Source organism: Gillisia sp. CAL575, assembly GCF_000403785.1.
In the GTDB taxonomy this organism is placed as follows: domain Bacteria; phylum Bacteroidota; class Bacteroidia; order Flavobacteriales; family Flavobacteriaceae; genus Gillisia.
The window spans coordinates 115145-141132 of record NZ_APHJ01000040.1; the positions used below are offsets into that span (position 1 = coordinate 115145).

The 25988-nt window shown below is 34.6% G+C and carries 22 protein-coding genes and 1 tRNA gene; 11 read left to right on the plus strand and 12 right to left on the minus strand.

Annotated elements, in window-relative coordinates:
• The first annotated feature begins 118 nt into the window (after positions 1-118).
• The 3 genes from I130_RS14005 (at position 119) to I130_RS14015 (ending at position 3054) form a co-directional block, all read left to right on the plus strand.
• Positions 119-2152, plus strand: a complete 2034-nt coding sequence (locus I130_RS14005) for a M3 family metallopeptidase (protein WP_034924497.1) — start codon at positions 119-121, stop codon at positions 2150-2152.
• Between the two features lie 91 nt (positions 2153-2243).
• Complete coding sequence (locus I130_RS14010) at positions 2244-2795, plus strand: sigma-70 family RNA polymerase sigma factor (protein ID WP_034924499.1); 552 nt, start codon at positions 2244-2246, stop codon at positions 2793-2795.
• Position 2796: 1 nt separating this feature from the next.
• Positions 2797-3054 carry a hypothetical protein gene (locus I130_RS14015; protein ID WP_034924502.1) on the plus strand — a complete coding sequence of 86 codons (258 nt, stop codon included), beginning with the start codon at positions 2797-2799 and terminating at the stop codon, positions 3052-3054.
• On the opposite strand, the gene I130_RS14020 is transcribed toward I130_RS14015, so the two are convergent.
• Positions 3041-3859, minus strand: coding sequence for a hypothetical protein (locus I130_RS14020; RefSeq protein WP_232224141.1), 819 nt, complete (start codon positions 3857-3859; stop codon positions 3041-3043). The genes I130_RS14015 and I130_RS14020 overlap by 14 nt on opposite strands.
• 127 nt (positions 3860-3986) lie before the next feature.
• On the opposite strand from I130_RS14020, the gene gcvP reads away from it, so the two are divergent.
• The 4 genes from gcvP (at position 3987) to I130_RS14040 (ending at position 9517) form a co-directional block, all read left to right on the plus strand.
• On the plus strand, positions 3987-6836 hold the full coding sequence (gcvP, locus tag I130_RS14025; RefSeq protein WP_034924507.1) for an aminomethyl-transferring glycine dehydrogenase: 2850 nt from the start codon (positions 3987-3989) through the stop codon (positions 6834-6836).
• Positions 6837-7030: 194 nt separating this feature from the next.
• On the plus strand, positions 7031-8089 hold the full coding sequence (locus I130_RS14030) for a 3-oxoacyl-ACP synthase III family protein (RefSeq protein WP_034924510.1): 1059 nt from the start codon (positions 7031-7033) through the stop codon (positions 8087-8089).
• On the plus strand, positions 8090-8608 hold the full coding sequence (locus tag I130_RS14035) for a methyltransferase domain-containing protein (RefSeq protein ID WP_034924512.1): 519 nt from the start codon (positions 8090-8092) through the stop codon (positions 8606-8608). It begins immediately after the preceding gene.
• Between the two features lie 60 nt (positions 8609-8668).
• The gene (locus tag I130_RS14040) at positions 8669-9517 is read left to right on the plus strand and encodes a glycosyltransferase (RefSeq protein ID WP_034924515.1); all 849 of its coding nucleotides are present in this window, start codon (positions 8669-8671) and stop codon (positions 9515-9517) included.
• Here I130_RS14040 and pafA read toward each other — a convergent pair.
• On the minus strand, positions 9514-11169 hold the full coding sequence (pafA, locus tag I130_RS14045; RefSeq protein WP_034924517.1) for an alkaline phosphatase PafA: 1656 nt from the start codon (positions 11167-11169) through the stop codon (positions 9514-9516). The two genes, I130_RS14040 and pafA, sit on opposite strands and share 4 nt — an antisense overlap.
• A gap of 121 nt (positions 11170-11290) precedes the next feature.
• Here pafA and I130_RS14050 point away from each other — a divergent pair, with 121 nt between their 5' ends.
• Both I130_RS14050 and I130_RS14055 read left to right on the plus strand, forming a co-directional pair.
• Positions 11291-12028, plus strand: coding sequence for an MlaE family ABC transporter permease (locus I130_RS14050; RefSeq protein ID WP_034924520.1), 738 nt, complete (start codon positions 11291-11293; stop codon positions 12026-12028).
• Complete coding sequence (locus I130_RS14055; protein WP_034924523.1) at positions 12028-12792, plus strand: ABC transporter ATP-binding protein; 765 nt, start codon at positions 12028-12030, stop codon at positions 12790-12792. Before I130_RS14050 ends, I130_RS14055 begins: the two co-directional genes overlap by 1 nt.
• Here the strand turns inward: I130_RS14055 and I130_RS14060 are convergent.
• From I130_RS14060 to porV, 9 genes are all read right to left on the minus strand, one after another.
• A complete protein-coding gene (locus I130_RS14060; protein ID WP_034924527.1) occupies positions 12789-14225 on the minus strand; it encodes a DUF389 domain-containing protein in 1437 nt (478 codons plus the stop codon). The genes I130_RS14055 and I130_RS14060 overlap by 4 nt on opposite strands.
• 2 nt (positions 14226-14227) lie before the next feature.
• The gene (locus I130_RS14065) at positions 14228-15319 is read right to left on the minus strand and encodes a mannose-1-phosphate guanylyltransferase (RefSeq protein WP_034924530.1); all 1092 of its coding nucleotides are present in this window, start codon (positions 15317-15319) and stop codon (positions 14228-14230) included.
• A gap of 16 nt (positions 15320-15335) precedes the next feature.
• Entirely contained in the window at positions 15336-15935 is a 600-nt protein-coding gene (locus tag I130_RS14070; protein WP_034924533.1) for a SprT-like domain-containing protein, read from the minus strand.
• An 11-nt stretch (positions 15936-15946) separates the two neighbouring features.
• A complete protein-coding gene (locus I130_RS14075; RefSeq protein ID WP_034924536.1) occupies positions 15947-16627 on the minus strand; it encodes an SDR family NAD(P)-dependent oxidoreductase in 681 nt (226 codons plus the stop codon).
• A gap of 2 nt (positions 16628-16629) precedes the next feature.
• The gene (locus tag I130_RS14080) at positions 16630-17625 is read right to left on the minus strand and encodes a M20/M25/M40 family metallo-hydrolase (RefSeq protein WP_034924538.1); all 996 of its coding nucleotides are present in this window, start codon (positions 17623-17625) and stop codon (positions 16630-16632) included.
• Between the two features lie 70 nt (positions 17626-17695).
• Positions 17696-19363, minus strand: coding sequence for a pyruvate dehydrogenase complex dihydrolipoamide acetyltransferase (locus tag I130_RS14085; RefSeq protein WP_034924541.1), 1668 nt, complete (start codon positions 19361-19363; stop codon positions 17696-17698).
• Positions 19364-19366: 3 nt separating this feature from the next.
• Positions 19367-20368, minus strand: a complete 1002-nt coding sequence (gene pdhA / locus I130_RS14090) for a pyruvate dehydrogenase (acetyl-transferring) E1 component subunit alpha (protein WP_034924544.1) — start codon at positions 20366-20368, stop codon at positions 19367-19369.
• A gap of 106 nt (positions 20369-20474) precedes the next feature.
• The gene (gene cdd, locus I130_RS14095; RefSeq protein ID WP_034924546.1) at positions 20475-20957 is read right to left on the minus strand and encodes a cytidine deaminase; all 483 of its coding nucleotides are present in this window, start codon (positions 20955-20957) and stop codon (positions 20475-20477) included.
• 85 nt (positions 20958-21042) lie between these two features.
• Positions 21043-22200, minus strand: a complete 1158-nt coding sequence (gene porV, locus I130_RS14100; RefSeq protein WP_034924549.1) for a type IX secretion system outer membrane channel protein PorV — start codon at positions 22198-22200, stop codon at positions 21043-21045.
• Positions 22201-22552: 352 nt separating this feature from the next.
• Here porV and gldJ point away from each other — a divergent pair, with 352 nt between their 5' ends.
• Together gldJ and I130_RS14110 are read left to right on the plus strand one after the other, a co-directional pair.
• The gene (gene gldJ, locus I130_RS14105; RefSeq protein WP_034924552.1) at positions 22553-24220 is read left to right on the plus strand and encodes a gliding motility lipoprotein GldJ; all 1668 of its coding nucleotides are present in this window, start codon (positions 22553-22555) and stop codon (positions 24218-24220) included.
• Between the two features lie 134 nt (positions 24221-24354).
• Complete coding sequence (locus I130_RS14110) at positions 24355-25656, plus strand: UDP-N-acetylmuramoyl-tripeptide--D-alanyl-D-alanine ligase (RefSeq protein WP_034924556.1); 1302 nt, start codon at positions 24355-24357, stop codon at positions 25654-25656.
• Positions 25657-25913: 257 nt separating this feature from the next.
• On the opposite strand, the gene I130_RS14115 is transcribed toward I130_RS14110, so the two are convergent.
• A tRNA-Val gene (locus I130_RS14115) sits at positions 25914-25988 on the minus strand.

Consider the following 25988-nt stretch of genomic DNA (forward strand, 5'->3'; position numbering starts at 1 on the left):
AAACTTAAAACATAATTTCAAGCTTGTAAGATACATGTTTTTTTGAAATATCACCAAATACGTTAGAAATTAATCGTAATGGTATAAACGATAACTATTTATAAAAAGATTTTATATAATGAACACTTATAATCCACTCCTTCAAGATTTCCATTTCGCACCATTTTCTAAGATAAAAACCGAGCATTTTAAGCCGGCGATCCTAGAAGCTATAGATTTAGCAAAGAATGAAATTAAAGAAATCTCCGACTCAACTGCTGCTCCAACTTTCAAGAATACTATTGAGACCTTGGAATTCTCAGGCAAAAAATTAGATAGAATTACCAGCATCTTTTTCAATCTAAATTCCGCAGAAACTAATGAGAAGATCCAAAAGATCGCTCAGGAAGTTTCACCTCTTCTTACAGAATTCAAAAATGATATCATTTTAAATGAAGATCTTTTTGAAAGAGTAAAAGTGGTTTTCAATAAAAAGGAAAGCTTAGGATTAAATGGTGAGCAAATGATGTTGCTGGATAAAAAATATAAAGCATTCTCCAGAAACGGAGCAAATCTGAATTTGGAAGACAAAACTAAATTGAGAGAAATTGATAAGAAGTTATCTTCTCTCAGTCTTAAATTTGGAGAAAATGTGTTAGCCGAAGCGAATAAATTCGAGCTTCATATAACCAATGAGTCTGATCTTGATGGACTCCCGGATCATGTTAAAGAAGCCGCCAGTGAAGTAGCAAATTCAAAAAATAAGGAAGGCTGGATCTTCACTTTAGAATATCCTAGCTACATCCCATTTATGAAATATGCCAAGAATAGAGAACTTCGAAAAACAATGGCTCTTGCTTTTGGTGCAAAAGGATTTCAAAATGATGAGTTGGATAACCAAGAAAATGTCCTTCAAATTGTAAAATTAAGATTTGATCGCGCAAAATTATTAGGTTATAAATCTCATGCGGACTTTGTTTTAGAAGAAAGAATGGCGAAAAATCCAAAAACCGTTACTACTTTTCTACAGGACCTTCTTGAAAAAGCTAAGCCAGCCGCGAAAGAAGAATTTACCAAACTGGAAAGTTTTGCTAAAGATCTGGAAGGAATAGATCTGCTTCAAAAATGGGATGCTGCGTATTTTCAAGAGAAATTAAAACAGAAATTATTTAACCTAGACGACGAAATATTAAAGCCCTATTTTCAACTTAATAATGTAGTAGATGGGGTTCTTATAGTCGCTAAAAAACTCTACAATTTAACTTTTACTGAAGTAAAAGATATAGATGTATATCATGAAGATGTAAAGACCTACCAAGTTACCGATAACGAAGGAAAAGAGGTTGCATTATTCTATGCCGACTTCCATCCAAGAGCCGGGAAAAGAGATGGTGCTTGGATGACCGTTTATAAATCACAAGAAATATTAGATGGCAAAAATACCAGACCTCATATTTCTATAGTTTGCAACTTTACCAAACCAACCAAAAAAACACCTTCTTTACTCACCTTTAATGAAGTGACCACGCTGTTCCATGAATTTGGGCATGCATTACATGGAATGTTAGCCAATACAACATACCCTAGTCTTTCTGGAACAAGTGTTTATTGGGATTTTGTAGAACTTCCTAGCCAAGTGCTGGAGAATTGGTGCTACGAGCCGGAAGCGCTTCAGCTTTTTGCCAAACATTATGAAACTGGCGAAATTATTCCGCAGGAATTAATAGATAAGATCAAAAAAGCTTCCAACTTTCACGAAGGGATGGCTACTTTACGTCAAATAAGCTTCGGGATGTTAGACATGGGATATCATGCAGTGGATCCTTCAAAAATCAATAGCATAAAGGAATTTGAAAATGAAGCCTTTGAACCTACAAAGCTTTATCCAGATGTGAAAGAAAACTGTATGAGCACTTCATTCTCTCATATTTTTCAAGGGGGATATTCTTCTGGTTATTATTCCTATAAATGGGCAGAAGTATTGGATGCAGATGCCTTTGAGTATTTTAAAGAAAAAGGAATCTTTAATCCAGAAGTAGCCAAAAAATTTCAAGAAACAGTTCTTTCTTTAGGAGGAACAGAAGAACCTATGACCTTGTACAAGCGTTTTAGAGGAAAAGAACCTCAACCAGATGCTTTGCTTAAAAGGGCCGGATTATTAGAAAAACAATAAAATTCTATTTTAACTTAGATATATCTTATCTTTCAATTAATATTTTGGTTTCAAACTATTTTTAATTTTGAAGAATTAACCCTATTTACCTATGTCCATAAATAAAATAGATCCAAATAAATGGGTAGATAAATACTCCGATTATCTCTTCAATTTTACGATTGTTAGGGTGAATGATCGGGAGGTAGCTCATGATCTTATTTCTGAAACATTTTTGGCAGGTTTAAAATCTATGAAAAACTTTAAAGGAGAGGCTACTGAACGTACTTGGCTAATCTCCATTTTAAAGAGAAAGATCATAGATCACTACAGAAAAACCAATTCTAGAAAAGGTAAGGCTGAAATAAAAATTCAATACAACGATGATTCTAATGAAGGGGACTGGTTGGAAGAAAATGCCCCTGATAGATTTGACAAGACAGCTGAAGATGTTATGGAGAATGAAGAGTTGGGAATAGCCATCTTAGAATGCATGGAGCATTTAACCGAAAAACAGGCTAAGATTTTTAAAATGAAAACTATAGATGGTTTTGAGACTGAAGCTATTTGTAATGAGTTTGATATTACCCCGTCTAATCTCTGGGTTATAATTCACAGAGCTCGAACAACCTTAGCTCAATGTTTAGAAAAAAACTGGTTTTAATATGAATAACAAAAAAACACTTTTTATAGATTGCTCAGAAGCGGCTTACTGTTGTGACAAAAAGCAATACAATGAAGCTTCTCTTCCGGAGAAATTAAAAATGTTGTTGCATCTTGTCTTTTGCAAAAGATGTAGAAAATACTCTTCACACAATAACCGTCTTACAGAGCTAATGGAGAAATCTAATATTAAAACCTGTACAGAAGATGAGAAAAAAGTATGGAAAGAGGGAATTAAAAAGGAACTTACAGATAAATAAATTGCATTGCTAAAAGTAGTAAACACCACAAAATAGGTATTCCCTCTACCCAAAGTGAAGAATAATATTTGGTTTGTCTTATTCTGGATTTAATTATTAGTATACTCAACAAAACACTAATCAGGATTAACGAAATCAAACTTCTAATTGTAGACTCAACTTTTACAAACTCCAAAAGAATAATAGCTAATATTATTAAGACTCCAATAATTTTAGCCTTTCGAACTCCAAACACCTGAGCCACAGTTTTTAGATTTGCCATATCAAATTTGAGATCTCTAATTTCAAAAGGAAGCGTTAGCGCAAAAACGAAAAGAAACCTTTGAATGAATTCGAGAAGCACATCCCATTGCATCAATTCAGTTTTACCAATTAGCGGCAATAACACGGTAACTCCACTCCACACAAAGGCAATTACATAGATCTTTACGCCGGCTAATGCTCTTAAATTTCTTCCTCCTCCAAAAAAAGGTAGAATATAAAGTAAGGTTACTAATCCCATTAATGCAGAAAATATAATCACATTCCAAGACAATTGAAACAAAACATACAATAATGCAAGAAATATTAAGAATGAAAAAACTTGAATAAGCCTAAGGTTTTTTGTCAAACTCAAATGATGTAATCCGGCAATTCCAACATACTTTACAATATTGTAACCAGTAATGGCGCCAAGAAAAACAAATAAACACAAATTGAAATCTATAGAAATCTCAAAATTAAGCATAGTTATAATAGCCAGACTCACTACCGTCAAAGCTACATGAATACTACTACTAACATAAAAATTAAGTATAGATCTCAAGTACATTTATTAACTGCTTTTCCCATCAAAAATAGGCTATAAAATCTTAACAAGTCTAAGTAGGTAATTTGTAAAAATTTACGTTTAAAATATGTAATTTCGCAGCACAAAACACAACTAAATTTTGATGAGAACAGATTCTTTTGCACTTAGACATATCGGTCCCAAGGAAAGTGAGCTTTCAGAAATGCTTTCCACCGTTGGCGCCTCTTCTTTAGACCAGCTTATCTACGAAACAATCCCAGATGATATTCGTTTAAAATCTCCCTTAAATCTAGATACAGCTTTAAGCGAAAACGAATATGCTGAACATATTGGAGAGCTCGCTGCAAAAAATAAAGTATTCAAATCTTATATTGGCTTAGGGTATCACCAAGCTATTATGCCAGCAGTGATACAACGTAACGTTTTGGAAAATCCGGGATGGTATACTGCATACACTCCATATCAGGCAGAAATTGCTCAAGGGAGATTAGAAGCTTTATTAAATTTCCAAACTATGATCGCAGATCTAACAGGAATGGAATTAGCTAATGCTTCTCTTTTAGATGAATCTACAGCTGCTGCAGAAGCCATGGCTTTACTATTTGCTGTAAGAGAAAAAGATCAGAAAAAAAATAAGGTTATAAAATTCTTCATTTCAGAAGAAGTATTACCACAATCCATCTCATTACTAAAAACCAGAGCCATTCCTTTAGGAATTGAATTGGTTGTTGGTAATCATGCGGAATTCGATTTTTCCTCAGAATTCTTTGGAGCACTACTACAATACCCAGGGAAATCTGGACACGTATTTGACTATTCCAGCTACGTTGCGAAATGTAAAGAAGCCGGAATTAAGGTTGTGGTTGCTGCAGATATTTTAAGTTTAATAAAATTAGAATCTCCTGGTCATTTTGGAGCAGATGTAGTTGTTGGAACTACGCAACGTTTTGGAATACCATTAGGATATGGCGGACCACATGCCGCGTATTTTGCAACAAGAGAAGAATACAAAAGAAGTATTCCTGGAAGAATTATTGGTGTAACTAAAGATCTTAATGGTAATCGTGCCTTAAGAATGGCGTTACAAACCAGAGAACAACATATTAAAAGAGACAAAGCGACTTCTAATATTTGTACAGCACAAGTATTACTTGCCGTAATGGCCGGAATGTATGCGGTATATCATGGCCCAAAAGGACTAGAATATATAGCAAACACTGTCCATGCTTCAGCATATACACTCCATAAGAAACTGGAAACTTTAGGTTTTGAACAACTTAACGATTCTTATTTTGACACAATTCAGATTAAAGCAAATGTTAAAGCCATTAAAGTCTTAGCTGAAAATAATAAAATAAATTTCTATTATCCAGATGAAGAAACTGTGGTAATCGCTTTAAACGAAACGACAACTGTTAAGGACCTTAATAGTATAGTTTCCATTTTTGCAGAGGTTGCTAACAAGAAATTTGATAAGATAGACGAATTAGTTGATGGTACTTCGATTACTTCAGAAGTGAATAGAAAAACAGAATTTTTAACAAATGATGTTTTTAGTTCTTATCATTCTGAAACCGAATTGATGAGATACATTAAGAAATTGGAACGAAAAGACCTTTCTCTTAATCACTCTATGATTCCACTAGGCTCTTGTACTATGAAACTGAATGCAGCTTCAGAAATGCTGCCTTTAAGCAACCCACAGTGGGGAAATATTCATCCATTCGCACCTATAGATCAGGCTGAAGGATATCAAATAGTTCTAAAAAGATTAGAAGATCAATTAACTGAAATTACAGGATTTGCAGGTACTTCTTTACAACCAAATTCTGGAGCGCAAGGGGAATATGCAGGGTTGATGGTTATTCGTGCTTATCATGAGTCTCGTGGAGATTCAAAAAGAAATATTTGTTTAATCCCTTCTTCTGCTCATGGTACCAACCCTGCTTCTGCTGTAATGGCTGGAATGAAGGTTGTGGTTACAAAATCAACCAAGGAGGGAAATATAGATATAGATGACCTTAGGGAGAAAGCCCTAAAATATAAAGATAATTTAGCAGCTTTAATGGTGACCTATCCATCTACTCACGGAGTATATGAGTCTGCTATTAAAGAAATCACCCAATTGATCCATGATAATGGTGGTCAAGTTTATATGGATGGCGCTAATATGAATGCTCAGGTTGGGTTAACAAATCCTGGTGCAATTGGAGCCGATGTATGTCATTTAAATCTTCATAAAACTTTTGCTATTCCGCATGGTGGTGGTGGTCCAGGAGTAGGGCCAATATGTGTTGCAAAACAATTACTTCCTTTTTTACCAGGAAATCCCGTGATAAAAACTGGAGGGGAACAAGCAATCACCGCTATTTCATCAGCCCCGTGGGGATCTTCTTTAGTATGTCTTATTTCTTATGGATATATAACTATGCTAGGGGTAAACGGACTTCAGAAAGCTACAGAATATGCGATTTTAAATGCAAACTATATCAAGGCTCGTTTAAAAGATCATTATCAAACTTTATATTCTGGAGAAAGAGGGCGTGCTGCTCATGAAATGATTTTGGATTGCAGACCGTTCAAAACCAATGGGATTGAAGTTGTAGATATTGCAAAAAGATTAATTGATTATGGTTTCCACGCTCCAACGGTTTCTTTTCCTGTCGCAGGAACCTTAATGATTGAGCCTACAGAGAGTGAAAGCAAAGCAGAATTAGATAGATTTTGCGATGCATTAATATCTATTCGTAAGGAAATTACCAACTCATCTACTAATGATGAAGTAAATATTCTAAAGAACGCACCACATACATTAGCAATGTTGACAGCAGACACTTGGGATTTTCCATATTCGAGAGAACAAGCTGCATTCCCATTGGAGTATGTTGCAGATAATAAATTTTGGCCTACAGTTAGAAGAGTAGATGATGCATATGGAGACAGAAATCTTATATGTACATGTGCTCCTATTGAAGAATATATGGAAGCATAAACAGTTTTTAGCCCAAGGCTTGACTTAATAACTTTGGGCTATTTTTAATTTAAAGCGCTATAATTATCAATTCAATAATTAAAATCGCGAATTTTACTAATACCATAAAATGTCGCAAATTATGTATTTCCTTAAGGATTTCTTAGATTGCTTTTAGTATTTTAGTTGATATAATTACAAAACACTCAGTTTCAATGAGCATAAAGATGACTGGTTTAGGAAGTTTTATTCCGAACTTAAAGAGAAAGAATTCAGACTTTTTGAAACATGAATTTTTTAATATAGATGGATCAGGATTTCCTCATACTAATGAGGTAACAATTGAAAAATTTAAAGCTATTACCGGGATTGAAGAAAGAAGGTATCTTGAAGAAGACCTAAGCACTTCAGACATGGCAACTGTGGCTGCTCAAAAAGCTATAGAAAATGCAGGTATAGATCCCGAAACATTAGACTACATAATAGTTGCCCATAATTATGGCGATGTAAGATTTGGAAGTAGCCAAAGCGATACCGTACCTAGTCTTGCCACTAGAGTAAAACACAATCTTAGGATAAAAAATCCAAAATGCGTTGGTTATGATGTTCTTTTTGGTTGTCCAGGTTGGATAGAAGGTGTCATTCAGGCTAAAGCCTTTATTAAGAGTGGAATGGCTAAGAAATGCTTGGTTATTGGAGCTGAAGCACTCTCCAGAGTAGTAGATAATAACGACCGAGATTCTATGATTTTTTCTGATGGTTCTGGAGCTGCAATCTTTGAAGCTTCAGATGAAACAGGTGGAATACTTGCTCACAGTTCTGCTACCCATGCTTATCAAGATGCACATCATATCTATTTCGGCAAATCTAATAGAAGCGAAGAGGAAGATGATACCAGATACATTAAAATGAATGGTAGAAAGATCTACGAATTTGCTTTAAAACATGTACCAGAAGCGATGAAAGCTTGTTTGGAAGAAAGTGGAAAGTCTATTGAAGATGTAAAAAAAGTGTTTATACATCAAGCTAATGAAAAAATGGATGAAGCTATCATAACCCGTTTTTACAAGCAATACAAAATGAAAGCTCCAGAGAATGTTATGCCAATGAGTATTCATGAACTTGGGAATAGTAGCGTAGCAACTGTTCCTACTCTTTTAGACTTGGTAATTACTGGAAATATTCCAAATCAAGAATTAAACAAAGGAGATGTGATAATTCTTGCAAGCGTTGGAGCGGGAATGAATATTAATGCACTTGTCTACCAATACTAGATGTACGAAAATACATTTCCGAATAAAAGATTTAAAAAAACATTAGAGTTTCTTGAAAATGCTGTTCCATCTCCTGCTAGGGTTTTGGATCTGGGCGTAGAAAATCCGTTTTCTGCGATCATGAAATCTCAAAAATACCATGTCACTAATACTTCTGGAGAAGATCTAGACCTTCATCCACATGTAGATTATGAAAGTGAATATGATTTAGTAACTGCATTTGAAATATTTGAGCATTTACTATCTCCTTTTAACTTACTGAAAGATCTTAAAACTAATAAGCTAGTAGCCACAGTACCTTTGAAACTATGGTTTAGCGATGCATATAGAAGTAAGACCGATATACGAGATCGCCATTATCATGAATTTGAAGATTGGCAATTTGATTGGCTTTTAGAGAAAGCAGGATGGAATATCCAGAAGAGGGCTAAATGGACGAATCCTGTTCAAAAAATAGGTCTTAGACCATTACTTAGAACTATCACCCCTAGATATTACGCTGTATATGCAGAGAGATAAATTTTATTTATAGAAAATTTATCCTCAACTTCATTTCTACTAAATTAATTCAGTCTTATTTTGAAGATTTATATTGTAATCCCAGCACATAACGAAGCTGAATTTATTGGCTCTACTTTACAATCTTTAGTTGACCAGACTTATTTACCAGAGAAGATCGTGATTGTAGATGATCAGTCTAATGATGCCACACACAGTATAGTTTCAGAATTCAAAAATAAACATTCTTATATATCATTAATATCTATTACCTCAACAGAAGCGCATCTACCCGGAAGCAAGGTGATTAATGCATTCAATGAAGGGCTTAAGACTTTGGATGAGAAATATGATATAATATGTAAATTTGACGCCGACCTTGTTTTCCCTAAAAACTATCTAGAAACTATAGTAAATCATTTTGAAAATGATTCAAAAGTTGGGATGTCCGGCGGTTTTTGTAGCATCCAAAAAGGAAATGATTGGATCTTGGAAAACCTCACCAATAATGATCATATAAGAGGAGCGTTAAAAGCTTATCGCAAAACTTGTTTTAAAGACATTGAGGGATTAAAACCCAACATGGGTTGGGATACCGCAGATGAACTTGTAGCGCAATTTTATGGATGGAAAATTAAGACAGATAAAAGTCTTTTAGTAAAACACCTTAAACCTACGGGAAGCACGTATAATGAAGCGTCTAAGTATAAACAGGGAGAAGCTTTTTATAAACTTAGATATGGTTTATTAATTACCTTGATAGCATCTGCAAAACTTGCTTTTAGAAAAAAAGATATAAGTCTATTTCAAGATTATATTACAGGATACTTTAAAGCTGCAAAACAAAAAGAAGAATTTCTACTTTCTAAAGATCAAGGTAGTTTCACAAGAAAACTTCGATGGAGAAAAATGTTTGAAAAAATATTTTAGTTCTTCTCTAAAACCTCAACTAGAGGATTACCAGTCGCAGAATTTGGAAAGGCGATACCTAATAACACAGAAATCGTTGGAGCAATATCTACTACTTCAGACTTTTTTGCAGTACTACCGTGCTTTATTCCTTTACCAAAGAAAATTAATGGCGCATGAGTGTCATAAGAAAACCCGCTACCATGAGTAGAGCCAGTAGTGGTTGTATAAGAAATAACTGCAGGATCCAGCACAAATATCACATCTCCACTACGCTTCTGATTAAATCCTTTCTGTACTAAACTCGAAATTCCTTCAGAATAATTCCCGCTTTCTAACTGGCTTCGGGTAAAAACTTTATTCACTTTTGGATATTGCAGAATAAAATGTGCTATTTCATTTTCAAAAGCAGTTCTGTCAATTTTTGCCTCTTCAATTGTTCTGTAATTAAAGAACACTTGATAATTAGAAATAGATTCAATTAAATTTTCTTTCTTATATTTTTCAAAAACAAACTCCTTTAATTTTGAATCGAATTCTGGATCATCAAAATATCCCGAAGGAATTTTAACTGATGTCAAATAGGTTGGAACATCTCCCCCACCATGATCGGACGTTAGAAAGAGTGTGTAATTCCCTTTGCCTACTTGTGTATCTAAGCTAGAAAGCAACTTAGCTAAATCTAGATCTAGTCTTAAATAGGCATCTTCAATCTCCTTGGAGTTAACCCCAAAATTGTGTCCTACATAATCTGTACTTGAAAAACTTACAGTTAAAAAATCTGTAAATTCATCTTTACCTAATTCCTCCCCTTTAATCGCGGCGATTGCAAAATCTGCAGTCAAGGAGTTCCCATAAGGAGTGATTTTTAAAAGATCATAATTCCCATTATCCTTTCCAAGAGATTCCAGATCATAAGGAAAAGTAGCAGTTTTCTTACCACTAAATCCACCTTCAAAAAGGTTTTCATCTAACCCGCTTTCTAAATAAGTTTCTATATCCTGGATTGCATCCCAAGGCTTCATATAAGAAAGTGCAGTCCCCGAAATATTGAAATCCTTAACCCACTTAGGAAGCTCCTGCATATAATAAGTACTACTTATCCATTTTCCTTCTTCTTGGCCATGAAACCAGTAAGCAGCGTTAGCCGTATGTCCTGCTGGCAATATTGCTCCTCTATCTTTTAAGGCAATCCCTATTGTTTTTCCTCGCATTTGAGTAAACAATCTATTTTCATCTGCAATTGTAGTAGCCATTAATCTGTTTGGAGACATTTTACCTGCGGACGCAATTGTTCCTAATGCTTGCACATTTTCATCTGTAACACAATAAATATATTGTTCCTCAAATTTATTATACCAGCTATTACTTATAATTCCATGATTTTCTGGAGTGGTTCCTGTAAATACTGAAGCGTGCCCTGGAGCAGTATAAGTTGGAATGTAATTAAAATGATTGTTTTTTAAATTAAAACCTTCATTAACCAATCTCTTGAAACCCTCGTTCCCGTATTTATTCCAAAATCTGGTCAAGTAATCATACCTCATCTGGTCTACAACTACTCCAACAACCAATTTTGGTTTGTCTGGATTAATTGTTTTATCAACCTTAACTTGAGCAAAAGAAGCAAAAGAGAGCAGGCTTATTAAAAGAACTTTAATAGAATATTTCATAAATTGAATCAATGGATTGTAAGTATTTCAAAAATACTAAAGAATTAGCCTTTAAACTTTAATTCTACGTTAAATAGTTTCCTACTAAAATTTAGTATTTTAGCTTTACAAAAATTCCTTGATGAGCTACATCCATTCTATTGGTGAATACTTTTTAATGATTAAAGGCGTGTTTGGTAGAATGACCAAACGATCTGTATTAAAAGAACTAATCTTTAAAGAGATAAATGAGCTTATAATTGGGTCGCTAGGGATCGTAGCTTTTATTTCCTTTTTTATTGGGGGAGTTGTTGCTATTCAAACTGCTTTAAACCTTAATAATCCTTTAATCCCAAAAACTTTGATAGCATTTGCTGCAAGGCAATCTATCATTCTTGAATTTGCTCCAACGTTTATTTCCATAATTATGGCTGGTAAAGTGGGTTCTTTTATAACTTCCAGCATCGGATCAATGAGGGTTACTGAGCAAATCGACGCACTTGAAGTAATGGGTATTAATTCTTTGAATTATTTAATTTTTCCGAAGATAATTGCGATGCTCACCTATCCTTTTGTAATAGCCATTTCTATGTTTTTAGGAATTCTTGGGGCATATGCTGCTGCTGTATTTGGAGGATTTGTTGGAAGCGATCTTTTTCTGGAAGGATTACAAGATGGTTTTGAAGGTTTTCATTTAGTTTACGCTTTTATTAAAACCTTTATTTTCGCTTGGATCCTGGCCACAATCCCTGCTTATCATGGCTATTATATGAAAGGTGGTGCTTTAGAAGTTGGTCATGCAAGTACAACTTCATTTGTGTGGACCAGTGTTGTTCTAATTATTACAAATTATGTCGTAACCCAATTATTACTTAGCTAATGATCGAAATAAAAAATATTCATAAAGGTTTTGATGGCGAAGAAATTCTGAAAGGGATAGATTTTGTTTTTGAAACAGGCGTGACGAATTTAATAATTGGTCAATCAGGTTCTGGGAAAAGTGTGCTTTTAAAAACCATGCTTGGTTTATTTAAGCCTGAAGAGGGAAGTATTGAGTATGATGGAAAGGCTTACTCATCTTTCACAGATGAAGAACAACGTGAGCTTCGTACAGAGGTAGGAATGCTATTTCAAGGAGGAGCATTGTTTGATTCTATGACCGTAGAAGAGAATGTAATGTTCCCTTTGCGAATGTTTACAAATCAGCGTAAGCGCGAAATGAAATCCAGAGTTGCGGAGGTATTAAAAAGAGTTAATCTTGAAGGTAGCGAAAACAAATATCCTTCAGAAATCAGTGGTGGAATGCAAAAGCGAGTTGCCATAGCAAGAGCTATTGTAAATAAGCCAAAATATTTATTTTGTGATGAACCTAACTCAGGATTAGACCCAACAACAGCAACTGTAATAGATAAGCTAATACAAGAACTTACTGTAGAAAATAATATAACAACAGTGGTCATTACTCACGATATGAACTCTGTGTTGGAAATCGGGGAAAATATAGCATTTTTAAAGGATGGGCTTCTAGCTTGGAAGGGAGATAAATCTCAGATCTTCCAAACCGATGACGAGACAGTAACAGATTTTGTATATTCTTCCAATTTATTTAAAAAAGTACGAGACGCTCAACTAAAAGGACATTAATTAAGAGATCTCACAGTTAGCGTATCCAATTTCAATCTAAATGTTAGCCATTGCTGAATTTTCTTTCCTTCAGTAATTTTATCAGTATTTTTTATTTTACTACTCCATGTTACATTAAAAGTGGGAATGGTATCTGTTTTTTCGAAGTTGGTAGAAATTGTATTCGCATAAGTCAAATTTTCTACCTCTTGATAGTTGATTTTTAACTCCCTACTTATTTCATCAAAAGAGAAATCGCCCTGTTTATATTTTAAGAGTTCATTTTCCAAAAAACTGATTTGCGAATCCTTGTTTTCAATTACCTCTTGGTTCTTAAGATATAGGTCTTCTAAAATTCCACTCTTTACTTGTGACGAAAGCAGGCTAATATCGCCAGACTCATTAGTTCCTTGATGAATTATTAGCTTACTACCCTTTAATGCATCATAATTATCCAAACTCTCTTTCCAAATTTCAATAGTTTTAGAAGGCACAACATTACCAATTAGATAGACTTCAATTTCTCTTTTCTTAAAATCCTCTTCGTATTTAATAGTTTCTGTTCCTTGATATTTAATTACTTTAGATAAATATTCTTCTGCGGTAGATATAAATACTTGCTTTCTAAGTAGATTAATAAAGAGGATTACACTCGGTATCATTACAATTATTGCAATGGCAGTAGCTATTTGTGCAATTCTCCGTCTTTTTTGTTGATTAGCATATTTAACCAATGGAAAGCCTAGTAATTTGGATACAAGGAAGGTTGATAAGGCTATAAAAACTGCATTTATTGAAAACAGATATAATGCTCCACTAGCAAATTTCATATTTCCATTTGCCAAGCCATATCCCACCGTACAAAGAGGAGGCATTAAAGCCGTGGCTATTGCTACTCCAAAAATCACACTTGCAATGGTTCCTTTTTTTGTTTTCGCAACGATAAGCGCAAGTCCTCCAAAAATAGCTACCAATACATCCAAAATAGTAGGATATGTGCGGGCTTCGATCTCTGGAGTATAAATTTTAATAGGAGATATAAAAAAATAAATAGTAGCTGTAAGCACACTCAACAATACCATAACCCCAAGATTAATAAAGGATCGTTTTAACATCCTAACATCGTTGATTGCTACTGCCAATCCTATTCCCACAATTGGTCCCATTAACGGGGAAATAAGCATTGCTCCAATTACCACTGCTGCACTACCTACGTTCAGCCCAATAGAGGCAACAAAAATGGAAAATATGAGGATCCATGCATTATGACCTTTAAAAGAAATATCTTTAGTGATCGCAGCTACAGTAGATTCTCTATCTGTATCTCCACGTATGTCCAGTAGTTCAGAAATAAAAACTCTAATATTCTCCCATAAGCCTTTTGCCTTGGTTAGATCCATATCAAAAGCTTCAGTTTCTGGTGGGTTACTACCCAAATTATCCTTGTTGGTCATTACTATCCAAGATTCTTATCAAACTTTTCCATCACCTTATTCCTTATCTCTTTAATTTCTTGTTCTTTCTCTTTAGGAACAATCATAAGAACATCTTCATTTTCAACTATTATATAATCCTTCAGACCATCTACAATTACAACTTTAGAATTTTTAGTATAGATTATATTACCAGATGCATCTTCAGGCATCAATTGGGCATTAACAACCGCATTATTATTTTCATCCTTTGCCAGTTCTTCATGTAAAGAACCCCATGTCCCTAAATCGCTCCAGCTAAAGGTTGCTGGGATTACAAATACAGAATCTGACTTTTCCAAAATCGCATAATCTATAGAAATATTTTTTGCATCTGGATAAGTGTCTTTAATAAACTTCTCTTCTTTAGAAGTGTTTAAATCTTTTTCTCCATCATTAAAAAGACTGAACATTTCTGGTAAATATGTTTTAAAAGACTCAGCAATATAAGATGCTTTCCATATAAAGATTCCAGCATTCCATACGTAATTCCCTTCTTCGAGGTACTTTTTAGCATTTCTCAAGGTTGGCTTTTCAGTAAAATTCTCAACTTTCTGAAGATCTTTCCCATCATCCTTTTCATATTTTATATATCCATAACCCGTGTTAGGAAAAGTGGGTTTTATCCCAAGTGTAACTAGAATATCCTCTTCACTGGCAGCTTCAAAAGCTAAATTGATATCCGCTGCAAAGGCATTTTCATCATTAATAAAATGATCACTAGGCGCTACGATCATTACAGCATTGGGATTAATTTTTTTTATCTTCATTGCCGCTAATAAAATACAAGGTGCTGTATTTCGCATAGCCGGCTCAGCAATGATTTTTTTAGTATCTAATTTTGGCAATTGCTCTTGTACTAGATCTACGTATTCCTCATTGGTTAAAATTAATATATTCTCATAAGGCAAAATCTTAGAGAGTCTCATATATGTCTTTTGCAACAAGCTATGCCCAGTTCCAAGCATGTCATGAAATTGCTTTGGAAATTTTGAGGTGCTTACAGGCCAAAAACGAGATCCTACTCCACCCGCCATAATAACTGCATAATAATCCTTATTGTAAATAGTTGTCATTTTTAGATTTTATTAATTAACCTGCAACAAGTTCTACCTCTGCATTAGGTTGAAATAGATAGACTTTACCCGTCGCCATTTCCAAACATTCATATCGCTTCCTCAATTTCTGACCTCGCTTAAAGACCTTCCCATTATATATCCTAAAAACCCCTCCCTGAGGAATCTCAAAAATATAGTTTTTATCGTTCTCAGAATCAAAATTCTTAAGGGCTACAGAAAGTCTGGCATCGGTATCACTACTAGCCTTTGGATTCTTAAAATGATTAGCTATTAATGGTAATAAATCATTAGGAAAAATTTCTGGTCTAATAAAGGGCAACATTATATTTCTAAAGGTAATCTTCCATTCATATCCATGAGGTTTTATTCGACGACCAAAGTGTTCAAAAGCGACCAGGTGAGCTATTTCATGAACCAACGTAATTAGAAATCTATATTTATTGAGGTTGGCATTCACTGTAATTTGATGAGTACCATCTGTCATTCTTCGGTAATCACCATGCCTAGTTACCCGTTCATTTACAATTTTTAAATGAACCCGATTCTCTTCAATCATTTTAAAGACTGGAATTACCGAATGACTCGGCAGGTATTTTTTTAAAACATCTGACATGTTATTTCAAATTACGGGGTACTATTAGATACCTGTAACATTTTCCCATTATAAAATTTATGCCCGTTCAAACTGAAATCTACAATATATTCTGCCATTCCTAAAGCTGATAATGGTGCTTTATATCCTGGGAAAGCCTCTTCCAGCATCTCGGTTTGCACGGCTCCTAAAGCCAATACATTAAAGGAAGGTCCATTTTCTTTATATTCTTCTGCTAAAATTTCTGTAAGGGTGATTAAAGCACCTTTACTCGAACTGTATGCCGATAGACCTGGGAATTTCATACTGCCCTGAACTCCACCCATGCTGCTTATATTAACCACATGAGAGCTAGCACTCATCATGGGAAGTAATTTCTGAATAAGTCCTACCACGCCAAAAACATTGGTGTTATATATGGCTTTAAATTCTTCTAAAGTTGATTCAGCAAAAGATTTATTTAAAATTGCTCCTGCATTATTAATTAAAACATCAACTTTTTTCCAAATCTTCTCTATGTGATTGGCTATTTTCTGAAGCTCTTCTTCCTTAGTAATATCACAAGAAACCACCTGTACATTCTTCAAATTTAAAGCTCGAAGAGATTCTGGTTTCCTGGAAAGTGCTAATACATGATGACCGGCGTCAGAAAAAAGTTTGACCATTTCAAATCCTATTCCTCTACTGGTTCCTGTTATTACAACATGCTTCATTTCTAATTTAATTTTATTTCCTTAGTTGGTGTGTTTGCCATTGTCTGAATTCCCGGTATAATAGATTCTATTAAATTCGTCATAAACGGAATATTCATTTCATCTGCTTCATCCTGCACTTGATGGTAATAATTATAATTTGTGAAATCAAAAGTACTTATGGTTTGTGCAGGCACCTTGAATTCTTTGTAGAAAGAATAATTATCGCTACGTCTAAAGAGATCGAATTCTTTAGCCTTCGGAAGAAAACCTAAAATATTTTCATCGGAATATTCATTGAATTTATCTGCCAGATTAGATTCTTCAAAACCTGTTAAATATGCCATATGGTCTTTATTAACCATAGGAACTCCAATCATCTCAATATTAAAGTTTACGTAGAGGTCTAGCTTTTCGTTCTTTAATCTTTTTGCCAAATGCTTAGATCCTAAGAGTCCTTTTTCTTCAGCTGAAAGAAATACAAAGAGAATACTTCTTTTATTGTTTGATGCAGCACCAAAGTATTTTGCCAATTCCAGTACAGCAACAGATCCCGCAGCATTATCATTGGCTCCATTTGCTATAGAATCGTTTGCAATTGGGGAAATTAATCCAATATGATCGTAGTGAGCACTTATAATTAAAAACTCATTTTTCAATACTGGATCTGTTCCTTCAACCAAACCTATTATGTTATATCCAAAACTCCCTTCCACCTCAAAAGAATCTCTGTAAGTGGTGTAATATGGCTTTATATCATTTTTCTTAAGAATTTCTTCTAGATACACTGCAGCCTTCTCTATTCCTTTGGATCCTGTATTTCGACCCATCAAATCATTTGAAGAAAGAAACTCCAATTCTTCCTTTACTGCCATCGCATTTATATTTGCTTTGGTAAATCCTGTCTTTACCGGCGGTGGAATTATTTGCTTTTCTTCGGTAGAATTTTGTGTGAGATTACACGCGGAAAATAGAACCAGTAGTCCTAAACTAGCTGTCCTTATAAAATTTTTTATCATAGTTATAAAGATAAAAAAATCCCGCAATAGCGCGGGATTTTCAAATAGTATATTCTATAAAGTCTTTGGATTATGCTAACATAGTAACAGGATTCTCCAAATATGTTCTTAAAGTTTGCAAAAATGCAGCTCCGGTAGCGCCATCTACTGTTCTATGGTCACACGCCAAAGTAACTTTCATGGTATTACCAACTACAATTTGTCCATCTTTTACTACCGGCTTTTCTACTATTGCTCCTACAGAAAGGATTGCAGAATTCGGTTGATTTATAATACTAGTAAATTCAGTAATCCCGAACATACCAAGATTAGAAACCGTAAAAGTGCTCCCTTCCATCTCTGATGGTTGCAATTTTTTATTTCGTGATTTACCAGCAAGGTCTTTTACATGAGCTCCAATTTGAGTCATAGATAATTGATCTGCATATTTTACAACAGGCACAACCAATCCATCTTCTACGGCTACAGCAACTCCCATATGGATATGTTTAGCGATTTTTGTAGAATCTCCAGTCCATTGAGAATTCACTCTAGGATGTTTTCTTAATGCCATGGCAGAAGCTTTAATCACCATATCGTTAAAACTAACCTTAACATCTGGAATTTCATTGATCTGCTTTCTAGATGCAATGGCTGTTTCCATGTTCACCTCTATCGTTAAATAATAGTGAGGCGCAGTAAATTTAGATTCCCCTAAACGTTTTGCAATGGTCTTACGCATTTGGGAATTTTTGATTTCCTCAAAAGATTCTTCCCCAGCGGGTGTATATGTTTGAACTGTTTTTTCTGAAGCAGCAGCAACAGGACTTTCTGATTTCGTTTCTGCCGGTTTAGATGATGGTTGGAAAGACTCGACATCTTTCTTCACTATTCGTCCATTTCCTCCTGAACCATTAACATCTGCCAGATCTATTCCTTTATCTTCTGCAATTTTCTTTGCCAAAGGAGAAGCGAATATTCTACTTCCATCTTTCGCTTCTGAAGTATTCACATCCGATTTTTCTTCTGAAGCATCATTAGCCGAATCCTCATCTTTAGAAGCAGTTTCTTCTTTTCCAGACGATTTTGGTTTAGCTTTTCCGGAACCAATTCCAGAAACATCTGTTCCTTCTGGCCCAATAATCGCTAATAAAGTATCAACTTTTACTGTTTCTCCTTCTTGGACACCAATTTTCAACAAAGTTCCACTGTAGAAAGATTCAAATTCCATTGTAGCCTTATCGGTTTCAATTTCAGCTAAAATATCTCCCTCTTCAACCGTATCTCCTTCTTTTTTAAGCCAAGACGCGACGGTTCCTTCTTCCATGGTATCACTAAGTCTAGGCATATTAATTACCTCTACTCCATCTGGAATTTCATTGGAAGATTCTGATTCCTCCTCTTTATTTTCCTTAGAATCTGCAACTGGAGCATCTTTAGAAGCATCCTTAGTTTCAGTTTTGCTTTCTTCTTTCTTAGAAGACTTACTATCACTCTTTAATAATTTAGAAACATCTTCTCCTTCTTTTCCAATTATTGCAAGCAAAGTGTCTACAGGAGCTGTTTCCCCCTCTTCAATTCCGATATGTAATAATGTCCCCTCGTAAAAAGATTCAAATTCCATAGTAGCTTTATCTGTTTCGATTTCCGCTAAAATATCTCCCTCCTCAACTTTATCTCCAACTTTCTTCAACCATTTAGCGACAACACCTTCTTCCATGGTGTCACTCAAACGTGGCATATTTATTACTTCAGCCATAATTTACTTTACTTTATGTGATAAAAAAGGATAGTCTTCTTGCTCGTAAACAGCATCATACATCAAGCTTGGATCTGGATATTCTGAGTCTTCTGCGAATTTCTCACATTCTAGAACCAAATCTTTAACGCGCTTGTCTATTTCTTTGATCTCTTTTTCTGTTGCGTATTTTTTATCTTTTATAACCTCTAAAACCTGAGTTATAGGATCAATTTTTTGATATTCAGCAACTTCATCTTTAGTTCTATATTTTTGAGCATCACTCATTGAATGCCCTCTATATCTATAGGTTTTTAATTCTAAGAAAGTAGGTCCTTTTCCGTCTCTTGCTCTCTTAATAGCCTCATCCATAGCCTCTGCTACTTTAATTGGATTCATGGCATCTACGGGTCCACACGGCATATCATAGGCCAATCCCATTTTCCAGATCTCTGTGTTCTTAGAAGTTCTAGCTACAGAAGTTCCCATAGCATATCCATTATTTTCTACACAAAAAACCACAGGTAAATTCCAATTAACGGCCATAGTAAGAGTTTCATGAAGAGAACCTTGACGCATAGCACCATCTCCCATAAAAGTTAGAGTAACAGCATCTCTTTTAAAATACTTATCGGCAAAAGCCAATCCAGCACCTAAAGGTATTTGTCCTCCAACGATTCCATGGCCTCCATAAAATCTATGTTCTTTAGAAAAAATATGCATAGAACCACCAAGACCTTGAGAGGTGCCAGTTTTCTTACCATATAATTCTGCCATTACTCTTTTAGGATCCACACCCATACCAATTGGCTGAACGTGATTTCTATAAGCAGTAATCATCTTATCCTTTGTAAGATCCATCGCATGCAATGATCCGGCTAAAATTGCTTCTTGACCATTATATAGGTGCAAGAAACCTCTCACTTTTTGTTGAATATATACTTGAGCTAATTTATCCTCAAACTTTCTCCAAAAAAGCATATCCTCGTACCACTTTAAATAAGTGGCTTTGGTAATTTTCTTCATTTTCAAATATATTTAGACCGGACACTGGTTTTTGCCTAGCGGATAACAAAAATACTATTTTCAGTAAGAACGAAAAACAGTTTTAATATTAAAAACTACTAAATCGTTATAGATTTGATTTATCAAAGGCAAAAGGCAGTAAATCCCTCAGGGAGTTAGATTTTGCAACTTCACCACTTTCACCCATAAAATAAATCTCTATAGGTTCATTTTGCTTAATCTCATATTCAGCAATCGCTTGCCTACAGGCACCACAAGGCGGGATAGGGGCGGTTACAGCATGATTTAATGAGGTAGCTGAAATTGCAATTCTTTTAATAATAGCTTCTGGGTATTTAGCACCTGCATAATAAATAGCAGTTCTTTCTGCACACAACCCACTAGGATAAGAGGCATTCTCTTGATTGCTTCCAGGAATCACTTCATTATTATCTAAAAGTATAGCAGCACCAACTTGGAATTTGGAATATGGTGCGTAGGCTTTAATCCGTGCCTCAACAGCCGTATTCATCAAGGTTATGACTTCTTCTGGAAGTTCATCTATAGAATCGTAGATCTCTAAAGATGTAGAAACAGTAATTAATTTCATTTAAATTATTTGATTTTTGTTCGCAATATTAATGGCGGCCTTTCTTATTATGCCACTTAACGAACTCTCGGAAATATACAATTAATTAGTTATCGTCAAATTTTTCTCCAAAATTGAAGACCAATCCAAACCTTAAGGTACCTTCTAAAGGACTTACTACATTAGAAGTAGAAAATAAATACGATACATCTATTACAACTGGAGCATATTTAAATCCGGCTCCAATTGCTACAAATTTCCTTGAACCTTTAGTATCGCTTTCATTAAAATATCCAGTTCTTAATGTAAATTGATCCTGATATACATACTCTGCACCGAACGCCCAAGTAACTTCTCTTAATTCTTCACCAAAACCGTCAGGAGCATCACCAAAAGATTTAAAAATACCTTCTATAGAACCAATATTATTATACTCATCTTCATCTGAAACGTCAATATCCCCATCTCCATTAAAATCTTGTGGAGTGGGAACTAATAACTTATTGAATTCAAGATAAGTTCCTAATCTATTTGAAGGATCAAAAATAAAGTCGAACCCTCCACCTACTTTAAAATTTGTAGGAATAAAATTTTCCTGACCAACTTCATCATATTTTATTTTCGGACCTATGTTAGAAATATTAGCTCCAGCTCTAATTTTTCCATCAAAATTAGAAAACACTATATTCTGACTCTGATAGAACGCTGCGATATCTACCCCAAAAGTTGAAGCTGCAGTTGCATCTTCACTATTAACCGCCAACTTAAGATCTGATCTTAAATAACGTCCTGCCACTGCCATAGAGAAGTTATCGGCTAATTTTAATGCATAAGACACATCTAAAGTAAATTCATTCGGACTTAATAATAAAGCTTCATCACCAAAGTTCTCTTGAGTCTCAATAGACCCTAGACTAAAATATCTTAAACTTGCTGCAACAGCACTTCTATCATCAAGTCTATTAAAATAGGTGAGATTGCCCAAAAATATATCATTAACAATACTACTTAGATATGGAGTGTAAGAAACCCCAATCCCTTGTTCGCTATTTATAAAAGCAAATTTAGCCGGATTCCATTGTTGTGAAAAAGCATCGGCAGAAGTTGCAACCCCTTGATCACCCATACCCGCTGCTCTAGCATCGGCTGCTATAAGTAAGAAAGGAATAGCTGTAGTTATAACCCTATCGCGTTCTTCTTGAGAGAAAACAACCGCGTTTGATAAAAGGGAAAATCCAAGAAAAAGTATAGTAATTTTTTTCATCACATTAATTAGTCTTTAACAAATATATATTTTTATTCTCGTTAAGAGAAGTTCCTCTCATCAATTTTGCATTGAACTTTAATAGAATAAGTAAAAATTCAAGGATTCTATTAAAACTACAATTTCAAGATTTTATTGCCTTTATCCACTAGTTTTAATAGCCATGACTAAAAATATTTCAAACCTAAACTTTTAATCTTACTTTTGTGACTATATTATATATAATAAAAAAGTTCTAATCATTAAGAATATTAACTGTTTAGCACATTTTGATTAAGACAAAATAAACTTGTACTTTTCCCGTTAATTACTATATTGCAAGGCCTAAATTACTACACAAACAGAATAAAATATGAGGACTAATGTTGCCTTTAAGACACTATTTGCTATCGCTTTAAGCGTTGGCTTATTTAGCTGTAACAATTCTAGAGATTACAAAAACAACTCGAGAGCTACTGGATGGGATATTAATTCTAAAGATGGTGGCTTCCAATACAAAACAGATTACAAGGAACAGGAAACTGGCCCAGGTCTTGTTTTTGTTGAAGGAGGAACCTTTACAATGGGGAGAGTTCAGGATGACGTAATGCATGATTGGAACAACACTCCTACTCAGCAGCACGTCCAATCCTTTTACATGGATGAAACTGAAGTTACCAATATCATGTATATGGAATATCTTGATTGGTTAAAAAACGTTTTCCCTCCAAGTGAAGAAAATTATAAAAATATTTACTCTGGTGCTGTTCCTGATACTTTAGTGTGGAGAAATAGATTAGGTTTCAATGAAACCATGACAAACAACTATCTACGACACCCGGCATATTCCAATTACCCTGTGGTAGGAGTTAACTGGATTCAGGCAACAGAATTTAGCAAATGGAGAACCAATAGAGTAAATGAGCTTAAATTAGAAAAAGAAGGTTATTCTAAAGAAGGAGCTCGCTATACAGATATTTCCGCTGGAACTACATTTGATACGGAAACCTATTTGAAGGCTCCATCTAAAACATATGGTGGAAACGATAGTATTACACGTGGTGGTAAAAATGCAGATAAATTAGGAACCGCTAAAGATACCAGTAATGCAAAAAATATTTACATTCAACGTAAAGACGGTGTTCTATTACCTGAGTATAGACTGCCAACAGAAGCAGAATGGGAATATGCTGCATTAGGATTAGTGGGAATAAGAAATTATAATGTGTACCGTGGTAGAAAAAAATATCCATGGGACGGTCAATATACTCGTTCTGGAGATGTTAAAAGACAAGGTGATCAATTAGCCAATTTTAAGCAAGGTGAAGGTGATTACGGAGGAATTGCGGGATGGAGTGATGATGGTGCAGATATTACTGCGGAAGTTAAATCTTACCAAGCAAACGATTACGGACTTTATGATATGGCCGGAAACGTTGCAGAATGGGTAGCAGATGTTTACAGACCTATTGTAGACGATGAGTTTAACGACTTTAACTATTACAGAGGGAATGTTTATACTAAAAATGCCATAAACGATGATGGTACCGTAAAAATAGTTACACCAGATGGTGTAGTTTATGATACATTAAGTAGCGGTAGAATAATGGCTCGAACTCTACCTGGAGAAATAGTACAAGTTCCAATTAATGAAAAAGACACTTACCTTAGAACAAACTTTAACGAAAGTGACAACAGAAATTTCCGCGATGGAGATAAGAGTTCTTCAAGATATTATGAGCCTTTCAATGAAATCTCTAATCCCTCGAAAAGAATGTATAATTCCCCGCAATTCAGGACAGATACGGATAGTCTAGGTAATGTAAGTCCGAAATATGATGAAACTAGTAGAACCACTATGGTCAGTGATGAAGTTCGCGTATACAAGGGTGGATCATGGAGAGATAGAGCATATTGGTTAGATCCTTCCCAAAGAAGGTATTTTCCACAAGATATGGCTACCGACTACATAGGCTTTAGAAACGCAATGTCTAGAGTTGGTTCGAAATCTAAAGACAAAAACAAAACGGCAAGAAATTAATCTTAGCCTCCTTGAATAAAACGGTTTAAAAAGTTTATTTTTCGGTCAAAATAAATAAGCACTTAAGTTTCTTATTTATTTTAAAATTCGAAGAACTACTTTTTAAACCGTTTTCTATTTAATATATTTAGGTAATGAATATTGAGACATTACATCAGCTTTTTCTTGATAGCAAAGGCGTGGCTACAGATACCCGTGCAATTAAAACAAGTCAATTATTTTTCGCATTAAAAGGAGATAATTTTAACGGTAATTTATTTGCTGAAAAGGCACTTTCAAAAGGCGCTGGTTATGCAATTATAGATGAACAATTACACAAACCTAATAAGCTTTATATTTTAGTTGAAAATGTGCTGGAAACACTACAAAATCTAAGCACCTATCATCGGGAATATTTAAACATACCAATTCTTGCTATTACCGGTAGCAATGGAAAAACCACAACTAAGGAATTAATTCATGCTGTTCTAAAGAAAAAGCATGAAACTGTGGCGACAGTTGGCAACTTAAACAATCATATAGGAGTTCCTCTTACCTTACTTTCTATGAATACCAAATCTGAATTTGGTATAGTAGAAATGGGAGCTAACCACCCAAGAGAAATTGAAAAATTATGCGAAATAGCAAAACCTAATTTTGGTTATATAACTAATTTTGGAAAAGCACATCTTGAAGGTTTTGGAAGTATAGAAGGTGTGATTTCAGCAAAAAGCGAATTATATAATTATTTGAAAACAAATAAGGGTCAATTGATTCTGAATATTGATGATCCCATTCAGCAAAAACAAGCTTCATATAAAAATACATATACCTTTGGTGAATCAAAAAATGCCGATGTTATTATTAAATATGATAACTCTAGTAGTTTAGCCGAAGTTCAATACGAGAAAACCACTATTAAAAGTCAACTTACAGGGACTTACAATGCCATAAACATAGCAGCCGCAATATGCGTTGGAACTTATTTCAAAATATCAATAGAAAGTATTCAAAAAGCTGTTGCCGGATATCTCCCAAGGAACAATCGTTCGCAAATCGTAAAACTTGGTAGCAATGCAATACTAATGGATGCATATAATGCTAATCCAACAAGTATGAAGGCTGCATTGGAAAGCTTTGAGGCTAATCCAGCAGAGAATAAAATAGTGATTCTAGGAGACATGTTTGAACTTGGATCTTCTTCAGATGAAGAACATCAAACTATTGTAAACTATTTAGAACGAATAAATCTTAAACAGATATTTTTAGTTGGAAAAAATTTCTTCAAAACCCAATCTCAAGACCAAAAATTACAGAAATATGAAAATTTTTCTGAATTAAAAATAGCTCTTGAAGCCAATAAATTTCAGAATTCTTACATCCTAGTAAAAGGCTCAAGAGGAATGGCACTTGAGCGGATATTGGATATATTAAAGTTTAAAGAATCGGGATATTAAATTTTCCTCGACCTGTTTAAATTAACCTCTCTAAACTCTACTCTATTTATTTTTTGAATTCTTCAAAGGAAAAAAGAATTTAGCAATATGCTTTAGAATCTTAAGCTATATAAGGAAGACTTTAGAAACAATTAGGCATATAGAGTATCGCCAACATAGTATTTGTTCAATTGCCCTGCATGATGAGTTACGAAATGAAATCGCATCAAACTAAAGTATACAAAAAAAGCCTTCCATAAATGGGAGGCTTTTCTTCGTGGGCAATGAGGGATTCGAACCCCCGACCCCCTCGGTGTAAACGAGGTGCTCTGAACCAACTGAGCTAATTGCCC

Coding starts and splice junctions, on each gene's coding strand:
- I130_RS14005 (WP_034924497.1), top strand. CDS start 119: ATGAACACTTATAATCCACTCCTTCAAGATTTCCATTTCGCACCATTT.
- I130_RS14010 (WP_034924499.1), top strand. CDS start 2,244: ATGTCCATAAATAAAATAGATCCAAATAAATGGGTAGATAAATACTCC.
- I130_RS14015 (WP_034924502.1), top strand. CDS start 2,797: ATGAATAACAAAAAAACACTTTTTATAGATTGCTCAGAAGCGGCTTAC.
- gcvP (WP_034924507.1), top strand. CDS start 3,987: ATGAGAACAGATTCTTTTGCACTTAGACATATCGGTCCCAAGGAAAGT.
- I130_RS14030 (WP_034924510.1), top strand. CDS start 7,031: ATGAGCATAAAGATGACTGGTTTAGGAAGTTTTATTCCGAACTTAAAG.
- I130_RS14035 (WP_034924512.1), top strand. CDS start 8,090: ATGTACGAAAATACATTTCCGAATAAAAGATTTAAAAAAACATTAGAG.
- pafA (WP_034924517.1), bottom strand. CDS start 11,169: ATGAAATATTCTATTAAAGTTCTTTTAATAAGCCTGCTCTCTTTTGCT.
- I130_RS14050 (WP_034924520.1), top strand. CDS start 11,291: ATGAGCTACATCCATTCTATTGGTGAATACTTTTTAATGATTAAAGGC.
- I130_RS14055 (WP_034924523.1), top strand. CDS start 12,028: ATGATCGAAATAAAAAATATTCATAAAGGTTTTGATGGCGAAGAAATT.
- I130_RS14060 (WP_034924527.1), bottom strand. CDS start 14,225: ATGACCAACAAGGATAATTTGGGTAGTAACCCACCAGAAACTGAAGCT.
- I130_RS14065 (WP_034924530.1), bottom strand. CDS start 15,319: ATGACAACTATTTACAATAAGGATTATTATGCAGTTATTATGGCGGGT.
- I130_RS14070 (WP_034924533.1), bottom strand. CDS start 15,935: ATGTCAGATGTTTTAAAAAAATACCTGCCGAGTCATTCGGTAATTCCA.
- I130_RS14075 (WP_034924536.1), bottom strand. CDS start 16,627: ATGAAGCATGTTGTAATAACAGGAACCAGTAGAGGAATAGGATTTGAA.
- I130_RS14080 (WP_034924538.1), bottom strand. CDS start 17,625: ATGATAAAAAATTTTATAAGGACAGCTAGTTTAGGACTACTGGTTCTA.
- I130_RS14085 (WP_034924541.1), bottom strand. CDS start 19,363: ATGGCTGAAGTAATAAATATGCCACGTTTGAGTGACACCATGGAAGAA.
- pdhA (WP_034924544.1), bottom strand. CDS start 20,368: ATGAAGAAAATTACCAAAGCCACTTATTTAAAGTGGTACGAGGATATG.
- cdd (WP_034924546.1), bottom strand. CDS start 20,957: ATGAAATTAATTACTGTTTCTACATCTTTAGAGATCTACGATTCTATA.
- porV (WP_034924549.1), bottom strand. CDS start 22,200: ATGAAAAAAATTACTATACTTTTTCTTGGATTTTCCCTTTTATCAAAC.
- gldJ (WP_034924552.1), top strand. CDS start 22,553: ATGAGGACTAATGTTGCCTTTAAGACACTATTTGCTATCGCTTTAAGC.
- I130_RS14110 (WP_034924556.1), top strand. CDS start 24,355: ATGAATATTGAGACATTACATCAGCTTTTTCTTGATAGCAAAGGCGTG.